Consider the following 16,117-nt stretch of genomic DNA (forward strand, 5'->3'; position numbering starts at 1 on the left):
TTTAATTGTTATAAGCGCATAAAATCATTAAAAATAGCAAGGCTCATAAGAGCCATAACTAATACTGCACCGATTCGAAATCCTATTTCCTGCACACGTTCTGAAACAGGCTTACCAGTAATCCCTTCGATGGCAAAAAACACCAGATGACCGCCATCCAATACAGGCAATGGAAACAAGTTAATAATGCCCAAATTAATGCTAACTAAAGCGACAAAGCCCAAGAAATACACTAAGCCATAATCTGCAGTCGCTCCAGCGCCTTTGGCTATAGATATTGGACCGCTAAGATTATCTAATGAAACCACCCCTGTCACCAATTTACCGATCATAGATACGGTCAATTTGCTTAAATGCCAAGTTCGTTCCAAGGATTTGCCTATTGATTCAACAAATCCGTAATGTAAGTCGATACGGTACTCTTCCGGAAACTCGCCAATTTCTGGCGCGAGTCCGACATAACCCGAAATCTGCCCTTGATATTCGCGTGCCTCGGGCACTAAATCCATTTGTAAGGCATTTCCATCGCGTGAAATATCTAGGCGAATATTTTCTTCAGGGCGAGCTTGGACATAATCCACAAAATCTTGCCACGAAGACAAGCTAACACTATCTAAAGCAACTAAAACATCACCTTCTTTAATCCCAGCATTTGCAGCGGGTTTTCCTTCAACGACTTTAGCTACTGCTAAAGATATTGTCGGATTAAACGGCTTTAGGCCTAAACTCAATATAGGGCTTTGCTGCTCGCTATCTAGCTGCCACTGCCGAATGTCCAAATACGCAGTGGAGCTTTGCGACGTTTCCGTGTCAACAACTTGGATAGGCAACGTTTCACCACCTAACTCACCCACTAATGCCAAATTAACACTTTCCCAATCAAGTGTTTCTTGGCCCGCAATTTGAACAATCTCTTGCCCTGAACGAAGGCCTGCTTGTTCGGCAATGCTATGAGGAGCAACCCCACCTAGTACCGGCTTGACCGAAGGAACGCCGATAACAAACATAATCCAGAAGGCTAAAATTGCTAGCAAGAAGTTGGCAATAGGTCCAGCAGCAACAACTGCACTACGCTGGCTTAAGCTTTTGTTGTTAAATGCTTGGGAACGAAGTGACTCTGGCACCTCAGCAACTCGCTCATCGAGCATTTTTACGTAGCCACCTAAAGGAATCATCGCCACAACATATTCAGTGCCATCTTTCGCGGTTCTACGCCATAGAGCCTTGCCAAAACCAATAGAAAAGCGCTCTACTTTAACGCCGCAACGACGTGCTACCCAAAAATGGCCGAATTCATGAACCGTGACCAAAATGCCTAAGGCAATAATAAAAAATGAGGTATTCCAAATTACTTCGTTCATGCACAGATCCTTTTAACCGCTGCACCAGCATGCAATCGCGCCTTTTGGTCGACCTCGAGTAAAACTGAAAGTTCAGTCTCTTGGCCAATATAACTGAGTTTATCTAAACAACTGGCTACAACGTCAGCAATTTGGATGAATTTTATTCTCCCTGCTAAAAAAGCGTCAACGGCAATTTCGTTTGCAGCATTTAAGCAAGTAGTAGCAGCTTGGCTATCATAACAAGCATCAATCGCAAGCTTGAGGCAAGGGTAGCGAGAGTAATCGGGGGGGATAAAGCTAAGTTCACCAATAGAGAAGAAATCCAACGCTTCCACTCCCGACGTTTGCCGTTTTGGGTAGGCCATCACGTGTGCAATAGGAGTCGCCATATCCGGCTGTCCCATCTGGGCCAATACAGAACCATCGCAATATTGCACCATCGAGTGAATGATCGATTGTGGATGGATAATCACATCAATTTGTTTAGGCTGAGTATTAAACAAGCGCTTGGCTTCAATATACTCTAAACCTTTGTTCATCATAGTCGCTGAGTCTACCGATATTTTTTTACCCATCGACCAATTGGGGTGAGCACATGCTTGTTCAGGAGTAACACTAGCTAAACTATCAAGTGAGTTGTATCGAAAAGGGCCACCAGAACCAGTCAGTAATATCTTACTAATGCCTGCGGCCTTTAAATCACAATATCCCAATGTGTTTTGCACGGCTTCAGGCATACATTGAAAAATCGCATTGTGCTCACTATCGACAGGCAATACTTGGGCACCGCTACGTTTTGCGGCATCCATAAAAATGGCTCCACTCATCACCAGTGCTTCCTTGTTGGCCAACAAGACCGTTTTACCAGCCTCTACCGCAGACAAAGTGGGTAACAGACCCGCTGCCCCCACAATCGCGGCCATAACAAGATCTACGTCGGGTTCAGCGGCCAGCTGTGTGATTGCGTCTTCGCCTGCCAGCACTTCGCAAGTTAAAGAAGCATCTAAAATCGCTTTGCGTAACTCTTGGTTACTAGTTGGATCAGCCATTACAGCGAATTTAGGGGCAAACTCTCGACAAATTTCGAGCATCGCAGATACGTTTTTCCCCCCCGTTACCCCGAATAAAGAAAAACTATCTGGGTTCTCACGAAGGACTTTTAGCGTACTGCTACCGATAGATCCTGTCGCGCCTAGGATAAGCAGTTGTTTGCTCATGCTAGCCTACATCCAGTGAAGGAAAAAGAAAGCAAATACGGGCATTGCAGCAGTTAAACTGTCGATTCTATCCAACAAGCCACCATGCCCAGGCAATAAGCTTCCACTGTCTTTAATGCCCGCTTGTCGCTTAAACATACTCTCGACCAAATCACCGACTACTGACGCAAGCACTGTGAACCCACTGGCAAGCACCAATATCCAAGCTTTACCTTCTGGGATATCAAGAAGGTACAAAGCAGTAATAGTGACTAAAGCTGCAACACCAAAACCGCCCAACAAACCCTCTATGGTTTTCTTCGGACTAACGTTTTCTGCTAGTTTGCGCTTACCAAATTGTTTACCCGCAAAATAAGCACCGGTGTCTGCCGCCCAAACCAACATCAACACATACAGCACCCAAGCACCACCTACAAGAGGGTTGGTGGCGTCGATTGAGCGAAGAAATATTAAAGACCAAAAGAACGGAAGTAATACAATGAGGCCAATAATTACCTTAAATAAGGAACTGTTGTGCCAAAAAGTAGCGGCTTTTGGATAAGTCGCTAACAAGTACAAACTACTTAACCAAGCGAACACCGAAACGCTTAGCATAGCGCTGAACCAACTTGATTGAGCTAAAGAATCTAAGGGAAGTTGCCATAAGCTCAGCCCAAAAACCAAAGCAAATACTACAATAAAAATAGCGCGTTTAGTGTTGTCTTTAGAAACAACGCGCGCCCACTCTCTGGCAGCCAGTACCAGTACCAAAGCAAATACTACCGCGAGGGCAAATAAAGGTAATTTGAAGATGGCAGCTAACGCAAGCGGCGCTAGTACCAATGCAGTAATGATTCGTTGCTTAAGCAAAATGGTCCTCATTTTCTTGTTTATTTTTTATTAGGGCTTGTACCTGTTCCCCGGTACACCCAAAGCGGCGCTCTCGGCTAACAAACGCGGCCACGGCTTTACCAAAGGCTTCGTCATCAAAATCAGGCCACAATACGTCACTAAAATACAACTCTGCATAAGCCGTTTGCCACAGTAAAAAGTTGCTTATGCGATGGTCCCCACCGGTTCTAATCAACAAATCTACGTCACCAACTGTATCAGAAGCCATAACTGCAGAAATATGCTCTTCGCTAATGTCTTCTGCATTGAGCCGGCCTTTGCTCACCTGATGAGCCAGTTGCTGAGTAGCGTTAACGATGTCCCAGCGACCACCATAGTTCGCGGCAATATTTAACACCAAACCATTATTACTGGCGGTTTCATTTTGAGCTAATGCAATGCGTTTTTGCAACTTGTCACTAAAGCGGGAAGTATCCCCAATTATTCTTAGTTGTACATTATTGTTTTTCAGTTTTTTAACTTCACGTTGCAAAACTGTCAAAAACAAGTTCATCAAGCTTGACACCTCTTCTTCAGGACGGCGCCAGTTTTCGCTACTAAAGGCAAACAAGGTCAATGATTTTACGCCAAGTTGATTGGCAAAACTAACTGCGCGTCTTACCGACTTCACCCCTGCTTGATGTCCAAACATACGCAATTTCCCGCGCTGCTGAGCCCACCGTCCATTGCCATCCATAATAATAGCAACGTGTTTAGGCATAGCATCTTTTACGGCTAACTGCTGCGCTTCAGGTAAGGTCATATTCACTACTCGTTCTTACAAAAAAAAACCGTGTAACTAGACACGGCTATTTTTAACTCATTAATCGCTTAAACTTCAAGCAATTCCGCTTCTTTAGCGGCTAAAGCTTCGTCCACTAGCTTCACTGCAGCGTCAGTGATTTTTTGAATGTCATCTTGCGCTTTACGGTCGTCGTCTTCGCCAATCTCTTTTTCTTTCAGTAACTCTTTCACATCGCCATTGGCATCACGGCGAATATTACGAATAGCTACACGAGCTTGTTCAGCTTCGGCGCGAACAATTTTGATTAGGTCACGACGGCGTTCTTCAGTTAGCATCGGTAAAGGAATGCGAATTAACGTGCCAGCAGAAGAAGGATTCAAACCCAAATCTGAGCTCATAATTGCTTTCTCAACAGCACTAATTAGGCTGGCATCAAATACAGTAACAGTCAGTGTGCGTGAATCTTCAGTTGAAACGTTACCCACTTGATTTAACGGAGTATCTACCCCGTAGTATGGCACCACAATACCATCTAGAAGACTAGTGTGCGCGCGGCCGGTACGTACTTTAGACATTTGAGTTTTTAAAGACTCAATGCTTTTACCCATACGTGTTTGAGCATCTTGTTTGATTTCGTTAATCACGATAACTATCCCTACTCTGTTTCTGTTTTATTTGATACGTGACAAATCGTAGTGCCTTCGTCATAGCCCATTACAACATTTTTCAAACTACCAGGCTTATTCATGTTAAATACACGAATCGGTAAGTTGTGGTCACGGGCCAAAGTGAATGCAGCTAAATCCATCACTTTTAATTCTTTGTCTAATACTTCGTTGTAATCCAGCTCGCTATATAAAGTAGCAGCAGGATCTTTAACTGGGTCGGCGGTGTATACACCATCAACTTTGGTGCCCTTAAGCACGGCTTCAGCTTCAATCTCAATACCACGTAAACAAGCAGCAGAGTCTGTAGTGAAGAAAGGATTACCGGTACCCGCTGAGAAAATAACTACTTTACCTGCTTTTAGGTTACTAATAGCGTCTGCCCAGTTGTAAGAATCACACACGCCGTTCAGCTCAATGGCCGACATTAGGCGGGCGTTTACAAAATTTCTATGTAGCGCATCACGCATCGCCAAACCGTTCATTACGGTGGCCAACATGCCCATGTGATCGCCTACAACACGGTTCATACCTGCTTTAGCAAGGCCTTCGCCTCGAAACAAGTTACCGCCACCAATAACTAAGCCAACTTGGATACCTAACTCTACTAACTCTTTAATTTCAAGAGCCATGCGATCCAATACTTTAGGGTCAATACCAAAACCTTCGTCACCCATTAGGGCTTCACCTGAAAGTTTTAAAAGAATACGGCGATATGCAGGTTTAGGGTTGGTGCTCATAGCGATGATGTTCTCTCATTAATAAAGAATATAAGAAGGTTGCGGCATGATACCGCAACCTGAAGTACAACTAAAATTACTTTTTAGCTGCAGCGATTTGTGCAGCAACTTCTGCAGCAAAATCTTCTTCTTTTTTCTCAATACCTTCGCCAACTTCTAGACGAATGAAACCGGCTACTGAAGCACCTTTCTCTTTCAAGATTGCGCCAACAGTTTTCTTAGGTTCCATGATGAACGCTTGACCAGTAAGAGAGATTTCACCGGTGAATTTCTTCATGCGGCCAGTAACCATCTTCTTAGCGATTTCTTCTGGTTTGCCTTCATTCATCGCGATTTCGATTTGAAGTTTTTCTTCTTTCGCTACTACGTCAGCTGGAACATCTTCAGGAGATAAGAACTCAGGCTTAGAAGCAGCAACGTGCATAGCAACGTGCTTAAGCGTTTCTGCGTCGGCTTCACCAGCAACGGCTACACCAATGCGCTCGCCGTGACGGTAAGAAGCGATTGAAGCACCATCTAAGTACTCAACACGACGGATAGAGATGTTTTCGCCAATTTTAGCTACTAACTGAACACGTTCTTCTTCAAAATCAGCTTTCAAAGAATCGATGTCAGTTTTAGCCGCCGCAGCTGCTTCAGCAACTTTTTCAGCGAACGCTAAGAAGCTTGCATCTTTACCAACGAAGTCAGTTTGACAGTTAACTTCTAACAAGGCAGCAAAACCTGCGCCTTCTTTAATAATAATTGCGCCTTCAGCAGCGATATTACCCGCTTTTTTAGCAGCTTTAGCCGCACCGCTTTTACGCATATTTTCAATCGCTAACTCGATGTCACCATCAGTTTCAGTCAACGCTTTTTTACAATCCATCATGCCTGCGCCGGTACGTTCGCGCAGTTCTTTTACTAGGGCAGCAGTAATTGCCATTTGTTCGATCCTCGATTATTTATCGGATAAAACTCAGGGGACAAGTTTGTCCCCTGCTATTCATCAAGCTCACTTAGAATAAATGCAGTTTATTGCATTTATTACTCAGCAGCTTCCTCTACGAAACCATCTTCTTCAGCTTGTACAACGATGTCGTCTTGACGACCTTGTAGTACGGTATCAGCAGCTGCGCCAAGGTACAATTTAATTGCACGGATAGCATCGTCATTACCAGGAATGATGTAATCAACACCGTCTGGTGCAGAGTTGGTATCAACAACAGAGATTACAGGAATACCTAGGTTGTTTGCTTCGCGAATAGCGATGTGCTCGTGTTCAGCATCAATTACAAACAATACGTCAGGCAGACCGCCCATGTTTTTGATACCGCCAAGGCTCTTCTCAAGCTTTTCCATTTCGCGAGTACGCATAAGCGCCTCTTTCTTGGTTAGCTTTTCGAAAGTACCGTCTTGGCTTTGAGCTTCTAGATCTTTTAGACGCTTGATAGATTGACGAACTGTTTTCCAGTTAGTCAACATACCACCTAACCAACGGTGGTTAACGTAGAATTGATCTGAACGAAGTGCTTCAGTCTTGATGGTGTCACCAGCGGCGCGCTTAGTACCAACAAAAAGAACTTTACCTTTCTTAGATGCAACTTTCTTAAGAACAGACATTGCATCATTAAACATAGGTACAGTTTTTTCTAAGTTAATGATATGAACTTTGTTACGTGCACCGAAAATGAAAGGCTTCATTTTTGGGTTCCAGTAACGAGTTTGGTGACCGAAGTGTACGCCTGCTTGAAGCATATCGCGCATTGAAACATTTGCCATTATAAATTTCCTCAAATGGGGTTAGGCCTCCACACATCCCATTTTACCGACCAAGCTATAACGCTCAGCACCCCGGAAAACGTGCCGATGTGTGTGTGTGATTAAAATATAAATATTTAATTAATGTAAGCATCGGCTCTAATTCGAAAATCCAGAGTAATTACTTACGGCGCGCTTTATACCACATCTAGCGAAATTGATAAAGGAAAGGACTAACATTTTGTTAATTCTTCTAGCTACTACAACTCCCCTCCCCCTTACGGTAAACTAGCCACAAGACCAAGCTAAACACTCAACTATACAGACTCATGAGCATAGTAATAAAAACCCCAGAACAAATTGAAAAAATGCGCGTTGCCGGCCAATTAGCTGCCGATGTTCTCACCATGATTGGCCCCTTTGTAAAAGTGGGCGTAAGCACAGAAGAGCTTAATCAACGCTGCCATGACTATATAGTGAACGAGCAAGGTGCCATACCTGCTCCGCTTGATTACCATGGCTTCCCTAAATCTATCTGCACATCAGTAAACGATGTGGTTTGTCATGGTATCCCCTCAAGCACCCATATTTTGCAAGATGGCGATGTTATTAATATTGACATCACCGTCATCAAAGATGGTTACCATGGTGATACCTCAAAAATGTTTTTGGTTGGTAACTCAACACCTGCCGACAAATTACTATGCCGTGTGACTCAACAGGCGCTCTATCAAGCGATTAAAGTTGTTAAGCCCGGTAACAAGGTCAGTGATATAGGTAATGCCATTCAAAAGTATTTGAAAAAGGGGAACTACCGCTACGGTATTGTAGATAACTTTTGTGGCCATGGCATTGGCGAAGGCTTCCACGAAGATCCGCAAATTATGCATTACCGCAACAACGACCGAACCGTATTAAAAGCCGGCATGTGCTTTACCATTGAACCGATGATCAACCAAGGTAAAAAAGGCAACTGGGTTGATGATGACGATGGTTGGACGGCCCGCACTAACGATGGCAAAAACTCAGCGCAATGGGAACATACCTTATTGGTGACCAACGATGGCGTAGAAGTACTGACTCTTCGTGATGAAGAAGAACTACCGCGCATTATTAAGCACTAGTCAACAACGGTCACAGAGGTTTAGTCATGGAAACGACGCTAGCAGCACCGCCTTTGCCCTGCCTTGAAGAAATTTCACTAAAAAGCAGTAAGCAATACTTAGATAAACTCCAAGAGTACTTGGCTGATCAATTTAACCAAGGTGTGCATGTTGTTGAGTTAGTGCAATCGCGCTCTCAGCAAATGGATCTATTACTACACTGTCTGTGGCAACATTTTGGACTCGCTGAATACCCAGAACTATCCTTACTTGCAGTGGGAGGTTATGGTCGAGGTGAGTTGCACCCTCGCTCCGATATCGACATTCTTATTCTTAGCCGCCAACAAGTAAAACCCGAAATCGCCGAGAAGATTGGTGAGTTCATCACCCTGTTGTGGGATATCCGCCTCGACGTAGGCCAAAGTGTGCGTACCTTAGAGGAATGCCTAGAACTCGGTTTAGAAGACATTACAATTGCCACCAACTTGCAAGAATCACGCTTACTATTTGGCGATAAGAATCTCTATCAAGAGCTGTGTATGGCGGTTTGCGCCGATAGTTTTTGGCCTAGCGAAGCTTTTTTTCGCGCCAAAAAAGACGAACAGTTATCCCGTCACCGTCAGTACAAGGGCAACTCGTACTCGTTAGAGCCAGATATTAAAGCCAACCCCGGTGGGCTGCGCGACATACAAACTATTTGTTGGGTAGCCGGACGCCACTTTGGCAGTAGTGATTTAGAAGAACTGACCAAACAAAACTTCCTCACCCTAGCTGAGTGTAGAGAGCTGCAGGATTGTCGCGACTTTTTGTGGCGAGTACGTTTTGCTCTGCATATCCACTTAACCAAAAGTGACGACCGATTGCTGTTTGACCGCCAGTTAGCGGTCGCACAATCTTTAGGGTATAGCGGTGACCATAACGCGCCGGTTGAACGCCTAATGAAGCATTTCTTTCAAACCGTTCGCCGAATCTCTGAACTGAATGAAATGCTGCTGCAGCTATTTGATGAAGCTATTCTCGGCAATACCGCCATGGATGTGCAGCCAGTAGATGAAAATTTCATGCTGCGTGGCAATTTAATCGATAGCGCTGACTCGCAACTATTCCTAGAGCAACCAGAACAAATTTTGGTGATGTTTTTACACATTGCAGACAACCCCAAAATTACCGGTATTTATTCGGCCACCTTACGTCAGTTGCGTGAAGCAAGGCGTCGTTTGACTCATTGGCTACAAGATTTACCTGAATGTCGCCGATACTTTAGGCGTTTAATCAAACACCCCAATGTAACGGGTTTACCGCTAACCTTAATGCACCGCTACGGGGTGTTGTCCACCTACTTCCCGGCTTGGAGCCGCATTGTTGGTCAGATGCAGTTTGACTTGTTCCACGCCTTTACTGTTGATGAACACACCCATCGTTTGGTAAGAAAGATTCACTCTTTTAAAGACCCCGCGACAAAAGAAGTCCACCCGCTTTGTTGTCAGGTTTATCCACGTTTAGAACGACCAGACATTCTGGTATTGGCTGCCATTTTTCATGACATAGCCAAAGGCCGCAAAGGCGACCATTCCACACTAGGAGCAGTAGACGCCGAGGAGTTTTGTTTAGCCCATGGATTTAGTAAACCTTCGGCCAGAACGGTAGCGTGGTTAGTTAAACATCATCTATTAATGTCGGTGACCGCGCAAAAACGCGATATTTACGATCCTGAAGTGATTACCGAATTTGCTAAAGTGGTGCGCGATCAGCGCCATTTAGACATGCTGTTATGTTTAACGGTAGCGGATATTTGCGCTACCAACGATGACACCTGGAACAGTTGGAAGCGTACACTGCTCAGTGAACTTTATAATTCTACTCAAAAAGCGCTACGACGCGGCTTAGAAAACCCAGTAGATATCCGCGGTGTTATTCGTGACAAGCAGAAGAAAGCCATTCAGCGCTTAGCCCTTAAAGGATATTCTGAAGAGCAAATTCGTGGCCTATGGCAACGTTTTAGAGTTGATTATTTCTTGCGTCATACCCCGCAACAAATTGCCTGGCATAGTGACCACTTATGGGGACACAGTGAAGACGAACCTCTAGTATTAGTAAGTCGCAGAGCCACTCGAGGCGGCACCGAAATATTTATTCACTGCCAAGACATTCCGCATTTATTCGCTTCTGTTGCCGCAGAGTTGGACCAAAAGAATCTTAACATTCATGATGCGCAAATCATGTCGAGCAGAGACGGCTTTGTACTCGATACTTTTGTGGTACTTGACCAAGATGGCGAACCACTATCGGTAGAGCGCGGGATATTGTTACAACAAAGACTTGCTGAAAAGCTGCATGTTGCTGTGCCCATCGATCTAAAGCAACGCCGATTACCTCGACAGTTTAAACAATTCTCTATTGCCCCTCGCGTGGAGTTTTTACCCACCAAAGGCAATCGAACCCTGATTGAAGTTGTGGCCTTGGATAAGCCAGGCTTATTGGCTAAAATAAGCGCCGTATTTCAATCCTTTAATTACACGATTCACGCTGCCAAAGTCACCACTATTGGTGAAAAGGCTGAAGATTTTTTCAGCATTAGCAATTGTGAACGTGAAAAGCTAAGCCCAGAGCAAAAGCAACAGCTAAAAAGCATTCTGGAACAAGCACTCAAACAATAATATTTAGCAAGCTCAACCACTATTTGGAGACAATCATGTCTAAAGACTTTTTTAGTTACGCCGTTGGTGTGGGAAGTAAAAACGCAAAGGGCCAATGGCTAGAAGTTTTTTATCCTGCTCCTGTATTAAACCCAAGTGAAGCAGAAATAAGCGCCCTAACCAAAGATTTAGCTTACAACAATGGCAAACAAGACATTGAACTAGACGACGCAGCCTTAAACCGCCTAATCGTCAACGCAGAAGCACTAGGCCTTAAAGAACAAGCTATCGTTTACCAAGCTTTATTAGGTAGCACTCAGCCACGTGTTCTTTGCTTATTAAGTGAAGATAACGCTGCAGAGTCGACTCCTGAAGCATATTTGAAGCTTCATTTGCTGTCTCACCGCTTAGTTAAACCTCACGGAACAGATTTGAGCGGCATTTTTGCAGTTCTTCCAAACGTGGCGTGGACTAACCAAGGTGCTGTTGATTTAGCCGAACTACCAAGCCGCCAGTTGGCCGCACGTGCTAAAGGCGAACTGCTTCAGGTTACCTCGGTAGATAAGTTCCCTAAAATGGCTGATTACGTAGTCCCAAGTGGCGTGCGTATTGCTGCGACTTCACGTGTTCGCCTTGGTGCTTACATTGGCGAAGGAACTACTATTATGCATGAAGGCTTCTGTAACTTTAATGCGGGAACTGCCGGAACCAGTATGATTGAAGGTCGTATTTCTGCTGGTGTATTTGTAGGAAAAGGCTCTGATTTAGGTGGCGGTTGTTCCACCATGGGTACCCTATCTGGTGGTGGTAACATTATCATCTCGGTAGGAGAAGAATCACTGATTGGCGCAAACGCAGGAACTGGCATCCCATTGGGTGACCGCTGTACCATTGAATCTGGCTTGTACATCACCTCGGGGACCAAAGTTATCCTGATAGATGAAAACAAACAGCAAGCTGGAACAATTAAAGCGCGTGAATTAGCTGGCAAGTCTGACTTATTGTTCCGCCGCAACAGCATCAGTGGCGCGATTGAATGTTTAACCAATAAAACAGCTATTGCCTTAAACGAAGAACTACACGCTCACAACTAATCAATTGTAAACTCGAGCAGCCTTTGCTGTTCGAGTTTAGCCCCCTATCACTCTTCCTTGTTAAAAACCTTCTTAGTTCACACTCCTTCTATTTTTATTGGGCTATGCTGCTATATACAGACTCTGCAGATGATTACCGCGGTTACTGTATTCAGCACTAGAACAACGACTCGCTACGAAGGAAAATCTATGTATAAAAACTTAAAGAGTATTGGGATCACCAATCCAAGTGATATTGAGCGCTATAGCCTTCGTCAAGAAGCTAATTCAGACACCCTCAAAATCTATTTCCATAAGGAAAAAGGTGATTTTCTTACTCGCAGTGTAAAATTTAAATACCCGCGACAGAAAAAAACAGTATTAGTTGATGGTGGCAGAGGGACTTACAAAGATACCACTGAGATCAATCCTAACCTGCGCTTTATTGTTGAAGAGTTAGATAAAATTACCCGTAGGGAACAACAAGAGAAAGATACTAAACAACAAGTGCTTGCAGAACTGAAACACCTAGAAAAGGTAGTCACAAATAAGATTGCCGAAATAGAAGCAAAACTCGAACGGCTTTAAGTTCTAATAAACCATTAAAAAAGGAGGCCTAAGCCTCCTTTTTGTTTAAGCATTTTTAACCGTTAAACAGTTTGTAAGTATGCTTCCATGTCTGTTTTAAGATTGTCTGATTTAGTGCCAAAAATAGCTTGAACACCTTGACCAGCAATCACTACGCCCGCAGCCCCTAAGCCTTTCAACTTAGCTTGGTCAACTGACTCAACAGATTTAACTTGAATACGTAAACGTGTGATACACGCATCTAAGCTTACGATGTTAGCTTTGCCACCAAAGGCATCTACTAAGCTCTTAGACATTTCATCTTCAGATACCGCAACTGCTGCAGTTGCATCATCTTCATCTTCACGACCAGGTGTTTTCAAGTCTAACTTAGCAATTACTACGCGGAATACGGTGTAGTAGATAGCTGCGTAACCCAAACCAATTACTGGGAATAACCAGAACTTCTGAGCATTAGTAGATAGCACGATGAAATCAATCAAACCGTGAGAGAATGACGTACCGTGAACCATGCCTAAAGAGTTAGTGATTACGAATGCTAAACCAGCAAGTAGCGCGTGGATAACGTAAAGCACTGGAGCTACGAATAGGAATGCGAATTCAATTGGTTCGGTAATACCGGTTAAGAATGAAGTCAAAGCGGCTGAAATCATGATACCGCCTACCTTAGCGCGGTTCTCTGGTTTAGCGGCATGCCAAATTGCAATAGCGGCTGCAGGTAGGCCGTACATTTTAAACATGTAACCGCCTGCTAGTTGGCCAAAGCCATTGCCGGCAGCGCGAGATGCTTCGTCAGCTTGTAGGTAACAAGTTAATACACCGTTAGCCACATCGCCAGCGGCAGTTGTACACTGGCCCGCTTCAAAGAAGAACGGAACGTTCCATACATGGTGTAAACCAAATGGAATCAATGAACGTTCAACAATACCATAAATACCAAAGGCTAAGGTCGGGTTCTGCTCTGCTGCCCAGTGAGAGAACGCTGCAATGCCGCTACCAATCGGTGGCCAAATAAATGCAAGTAATACACCTAGGAAAATAGTGAGGAAGCCAGTGATGATTGGTACACTACGCTTACCCGCGAAGAAACCTAAGTATGCAGGCAATTGAATACGGAAGAAGCGATTGAATGCCCAACCAGCAACGGCACCCGCGAGAATCCCACCAAGCACACCTGTATTGATCGTTTCAACGTCCATAACTGGCGCCATAACGGTCAATGTTTTTTCCATAATGGTAAAGCCAACAATCGCTGCTAATGCGGCAACACCGTCGTTGTTGGTAAAGCCTAAGGCAACACCTACGGCAAACAACAATGCCATGTTACCAAATACTGCATCACCAGCATTCATCATTAACTGAGATACAATATGCGGCATCCAACTGAAGTCAGCCGCGCCGACCCCGAGTAAAATACCCGCAACGGGTAGTACTGATACGGGTAGCATCAGTGCCTTTCCTACCTTTTGCGCTTGTGCAAACAAATTTCCAAACATAGTTAGCTCCTAGTGGGCTGATAGTGTACTGAATAAAGCCTTAGCCATTTTCCTTAAAAAGGCCAATTTTAGAGCGACTTATAGTTAATTATTATGAAGTAGTCGCTAAATTCGTTTTATTACGATTTCAGGGCTTAGTTTAGGGACTTACGCAACAGAAAAATGCGATTTGGCACAAGTTAACCCGCACTTTTTGTAACGCTTTGTAACACTTATTTTCATTGTCGATATAAAGCTTACATCTGGTAACAAGCCTGTTTACATCCCGCGTTTTCCTGCTTCCTTAAGTAATTTCCCGCACATCCGTCCAGAAAAACCACAGCAACATAAAATATTAAAATAAAGTAAAAATAAGAAATAAAATTTCGCATAAATCAACAAAAAAAGCACTTGAAACCATTTTCATGCCGTTGATGTGAGGAGGCTCACACGACAAAATCTAAATCTACTGCGACAATACTTTCGACATAATGTTCCGCAGGAATTGGAATTTACAGAACAGGGTGCTTATTTATGTCCATATTTGGAAATTAATACACATAAGGTTTATGTAATGAAATTAAAAACACTTTCTATTGCCATCGCTACCGCCGCGATGTCTTCTCAAGCTATAGCAGCAACTCCAGAGTTTAACGGCTACATGCGTTCAGGTATTGGCGCAACTGGTTCTGGCGGCGATCAAATGTGCTTTCAAGCCGATGGTTCGCCTTACAAGCACCGCTTGGGTAACGAATGTGAAACTTATGCAGAAATAGCCCTTTCTGCGCCTTTATATGAAGAAGGCAACAAATCAATGGGTGTGCATACTTTACTAGCTCACTCTGTAGACCAACGTAACGATTGGGAAGAAAGCCCATCTGCGGTACGTGAAATGTATGTTTCAGGTCAAAACATGGTTGAATCTTTCGAAGGCTCTAACCTTTGGGCTGGTAAGCGTTTCTACCAACGTCGTGATGTTCATCAACTTGATTACTATTACCTAGCTAATGCTGGTGCAGGTGCGGGTATTGAAAACATCGACCTAGGCTTTGCTAAGCTATCGGCAGCGTGGGTACGTAATACCTCTGAAGCCTTGTTTGATGCTAACATTGCCGGCGAAGGCAAGCAGATGGCTGAGTTCTCTGGTAACAACCTAGATTTACGCCTAGATGGTATCAATACCAACAGCAATGGCGAGTTAGGCCTAGTAGGTATCTACGGCACATACTCAGAAGCAGATGACCAAGACTTCCGTGTAGAAAACCAAAAAGACAGCGGCGTGTTCTTGATGGCTGAGCACACTCAAGGTAACTTCTTCGGTGGTTTCAATAAACTCTCTGTAGCCTATGCCTCAGACGCAATGGCAGGTATTGGCGCAAGTGGTCAACTTCGAGGTTTCTCTTACGAAGAAGTAGAAGTTGCGCCTTTAGACAGCGGTTCTTACCTGGCAGAAAGCAACGAAGGTAGCTGGTACCGTATACTAAACTGGGGTGTTGTAGATTTAACTGACGCCGCCGCACTTTCTTATGTTGTTAACTACGAAAACTACGATAAAGATGACAATAAAGGTTCTACGCTATTCACTGTAGGTGTTCGCCCTCAGTACAACTGGAACAACAACCTGTCTACTATCCTTGACCTTGGCTACGACATTGTAGAATTTCAAGATGCGGCCATCGCTAACGGTAGTGAAGACAACAAATTAGCTAAAATTACCGTAGCGCAACAGTGGCAAGCGGGTCCAAATGTATTCGCTCGCCCTGCCCTGCGCGCATTTGCTACTTACGCGAAATCTGACCAATATATCTCTCGCGATTCAAGCTCGAAAGATGAAGTAACATTTGGTTTCCAAGCGGAAGCTTGGTGGTAAGCCAATAGCCTAAAAAATGCCTGTTTTTAGCCCTCGCAAGAGGGCTTTTTTA

General features: G+C 44.1%; 13 protein-coding genes and 1 pseudogene. 5 read left to right on the forward strand and 9 right to left on the reverse strand.

Going from position 1 to position 16,117, the window contains the following annotated elements; all coding sequences use genetic code 11:
* Window positions 1-8 precede the first annotated feature (8 nt).
* From rseP to rpsB, 8 genes are all read right to left on the reverse strand, one after another.
* The gene (rseP, locus tag Q4592_RS15725; protein ID WP_303514849.1) at window positions 9-1,361 is read right to left on the reverse strand and encodes a sigma E protease regulator RseP; all 1,353 of its coding nucleotides are present in this window, start codon (window positions 1,359-1,361) and stop codon (window positions 9-11) included.
* Entirely contained in the window at window positions 1,358-2,560 is a 1,203-nt protein-coding gene (ispC, locus tag Q4592_RS15730) for a 1-deoxy-D-xylulose-5-phosphate reductoisomerase (protein WP_303514850.1), read from the reverse strand. Before ispC ends, rseP begins: the two co-directional genes overlap by 4 nt.
* A gap of 6 nt (window positions 2,561-2,566) precedes the next feature.
* The gene (locus Q4592_RS15735) at window positions 2,567-3,409 is read right to left on the reverse strand and encodes a phosphatidate cytidylyltransferase (RefSeq protein WP_303514852.1); all 843 of its coding nucleotides are present in this window, start codon (window positions 3,407-3,409) and stop codon (window positions 2,567-2,569) included.
* A complete protein-coding gene (locus tag Q4592_RS15740) occupies window positions 3,402-4,193 on the reverse strand; it encodes an isoprenyl transferase (protein ID WP_303515090.1) in 792 nt (263 codons plus the stop codon). The genes Q4592_RS15735 and Q4592_RS15740 overlap by 8 nt, the downstream gene beginning before the upstream one ends.
* 68 nt (window positions 4,194-4,261) lie before the next feature.
* A complete protein-coding gene (gene frr, locus Q4592_RS15745; protein ID WP_137672855.1) occupies window positions 4,262-4,819 on the reverse strand; it encodes a ribosome recycling factor in 558 nt (185 codons plus the stop codon).
* An 11-nt stretch (window positions 4,820-4,830) separates the two neighbouring features.
* Entirely contained in the window at window positions 4,831-5,580 is a 750-nt protein-coding gene (gene pyrH, locus Q4592_RS15750) for a UMP kinase (RefSeq protein WP_137672854.1), read from the reverse strand.
* Window positions 5,581-5,656: 76 nt separating this feature from the next.
* Window positions 5,657-6,505: a translation elongation factor Ts gene (gene tsf, locus Q4592_RS15755; protein ID WP_303514854.1), complete on the reverse strand. Its 849-nt coding sequence runs from the start codon at window positions 6,503-6,505 to the stop codon at window positions 5,657-5,659.
* A 101-nt stretch (window positions 6,506-6,606) separates the two neighbouring features.
* Window positions 6,607-7,341: a 30S ribosomal protein S2 gene (gene rpsB / locus Q4592_RS15760; protein WP_137672852.1), complete on the reverse strand. Its 735-nt coding sequence runs from the start codon at window positions 7,339-7,341 to the stop codon at window positions 6,607-6,609.
* 293 nt (window positions 7,342-7,634) lie between these two features.
* Here rpsB and map point away from each other — a divergent pair.
* The 4 genes and pseudogenes from map to Q4592_RS15780 all read left to right on the forward strand — a co-directional run.
* Window positions 7,635-8,444 (forward strand): annotated as a pseudogene (map, locus tag Q4592_RS15765) (type I methionyl aminopeptidase); the annotation flags it as partial.
* 26 nt (window positions 8,445-8,470) lie between these two features.
* Window positions 8,471-11,080, forward strand: coding sequence for a bifunctional uridylyltransferase/uridylyl-removing protein GlnD (glnD, locus tag Q4592_RS15770; protein ID WP_137672850.1), 2,610 nt, complete (start codon window positions 8,471-8,473; stop codon window positions 11,078-11,080).
* A 35-nt stretch (window positions 11,081-11,115) separates the two neighbouring features.
* Complete coding sequence (gene dapD, locus Q4592_RS15775; protein WP_303514859.1) at window positions 11,116-12,153, forward strand: 2,3,4,5-tetrahydropyridine-2,6-dicarboxylate N-succinyltransferase; 1,038 nt, start codon at window positions 11,116-11,118, stop codon at window positions 12,151-12,153.
* 189 nt (window positions 12,154-12,342) lie between these two features.
* Window positions 12,343-12,720, forward strand: a complete 378-nt coding sequence (locus Q4592_RS15780) for a DUF3461 family protein (RefSeq protein WP_137672848.1) — start codon at window positions 12,343-12,345, stop codon at window positions 12,718-12,720.
* Window positions 12,721-12,782: 62 nt separating this feature from the next.
* On the opposite strand, the gene ptsG is transcribed toward Q4592_RS15780, so the two are convergent.
* Complete coding sequence (ptsG, locus tag Q4592_RS15785; RefSeq protein WP_303514862.1) at window positions 12,783-14,216, reverse strand: PTS glucose transporter subunit IIBC; 1,434 nt, start codon at window positions 14,214-14,216, stop codon at window positions 12,783-12,785.
* Window positions 14,217-14,769: 553 nt separating this feature from the next.
* On the opposite strand from ptsG, the gene lamB reads away from it, so the two are divergent.
* The gene (gene lamB, locus Q4592_RS15790; protein ID WP_303514864.1) at window positions 14,770-16,065 is read left to right on the forward strand and encodes a maltoporin LamB; all 1,296 of its coding nucleotides are present in this window, start codon (window positions 14,770-14,772) and stop codon (window positions 16,063-16,065) included.
* The last annotated feature ends 52 nt before the right edge of the window (window positions 16,066-16,117 follow it).

It is taken from the genome of Agarivorans sp. 1_MG-2023, from assembly GCF_030548385.1.
Classification (GTDB): domain Bacteria; phylum Pseudomonadota; class Gammaproteobacteria; order Enterobacterales; family Celerinatantimonadaceae; genus Agarivorans.

Excerpts from the sequence above, each read along its gene's own strand:
- rseP (WP_303514849.1), bottom strand. The coding sequence starts at position 1,361 with ATGAACGAAGTAATTTGGAATACCTCATTTTTTATTATTGCCTTAGGC.
- ispC (WP_303514850.1), bottom strand. The coding sequence starts at position 2,560 with ATGAGCAAACAACTGCTTATCCTAGGCGCGACAGGATCTATCGGTAGC.
- Q4592_RS15740 (WP_303515090.1), bottom strand. The coding sequence starts at position 4,193 with ATGACCTTACCTGAAGCGCAGCAGTTAGCCGTAAAAGATGCTATGCCT.
- pyrH (WP_137672854.1), bottom strand. The coding sequence starts at position 5,580 with ATGAGCACCAACCCTAAACCTGCATATCGCCGTATTCTTTTAAAACTT.
- tsf (WP_303514854.1), bottom strand. The coding sequence starts at position 6,505 with ATGGCAATTACTGCTGCCCTAGTAAAAGAACTGCGCGAACGTACCGGC.
- rpsB (WP_137672852.1), bottom strand. The coding sequence starts at position 7,341 with ATGGCAAATGTTTCAATGCGCGATATGCTTCAAGCAGGCGTACACTTC.
- glnD (WP_137672850.1), top strand. The coding sequence starts at position 8,471 with ATGGAAACGACGCTAGCAGCACCGCCTTTGCCCTGCCTTGAAGAAATT.
- dapD (WP_303514859.1), top strand. The coding sequence starts at position 11,116 with ATGTCTAAAGACTTTTTTAGTTACGCCGTTGGTGTGGGAAGTAAAAAC.
- Q4592_RS15780 (WP_137672848.1), top strand. The coding sequence starts at position 12,343 with ATGTATAAAAACTTAAAGAGTATTGGGATCACCAATCCAAGTGATATT.
- ptsG (WP_303514862.1), bottom strand. The coding sequence starts at position 14,216 with ATGTTTGGAAATTTGTTTGCACAAGCGCAAAAGGTAGGAAAGGCACTG.
- lamB (WP_303514864.1), top strand. The coding sequence starts at position 14,770 with ATGAAATTAAAAACACTTTCTATTGCCATCGCTACCGCCGCGATGTCT.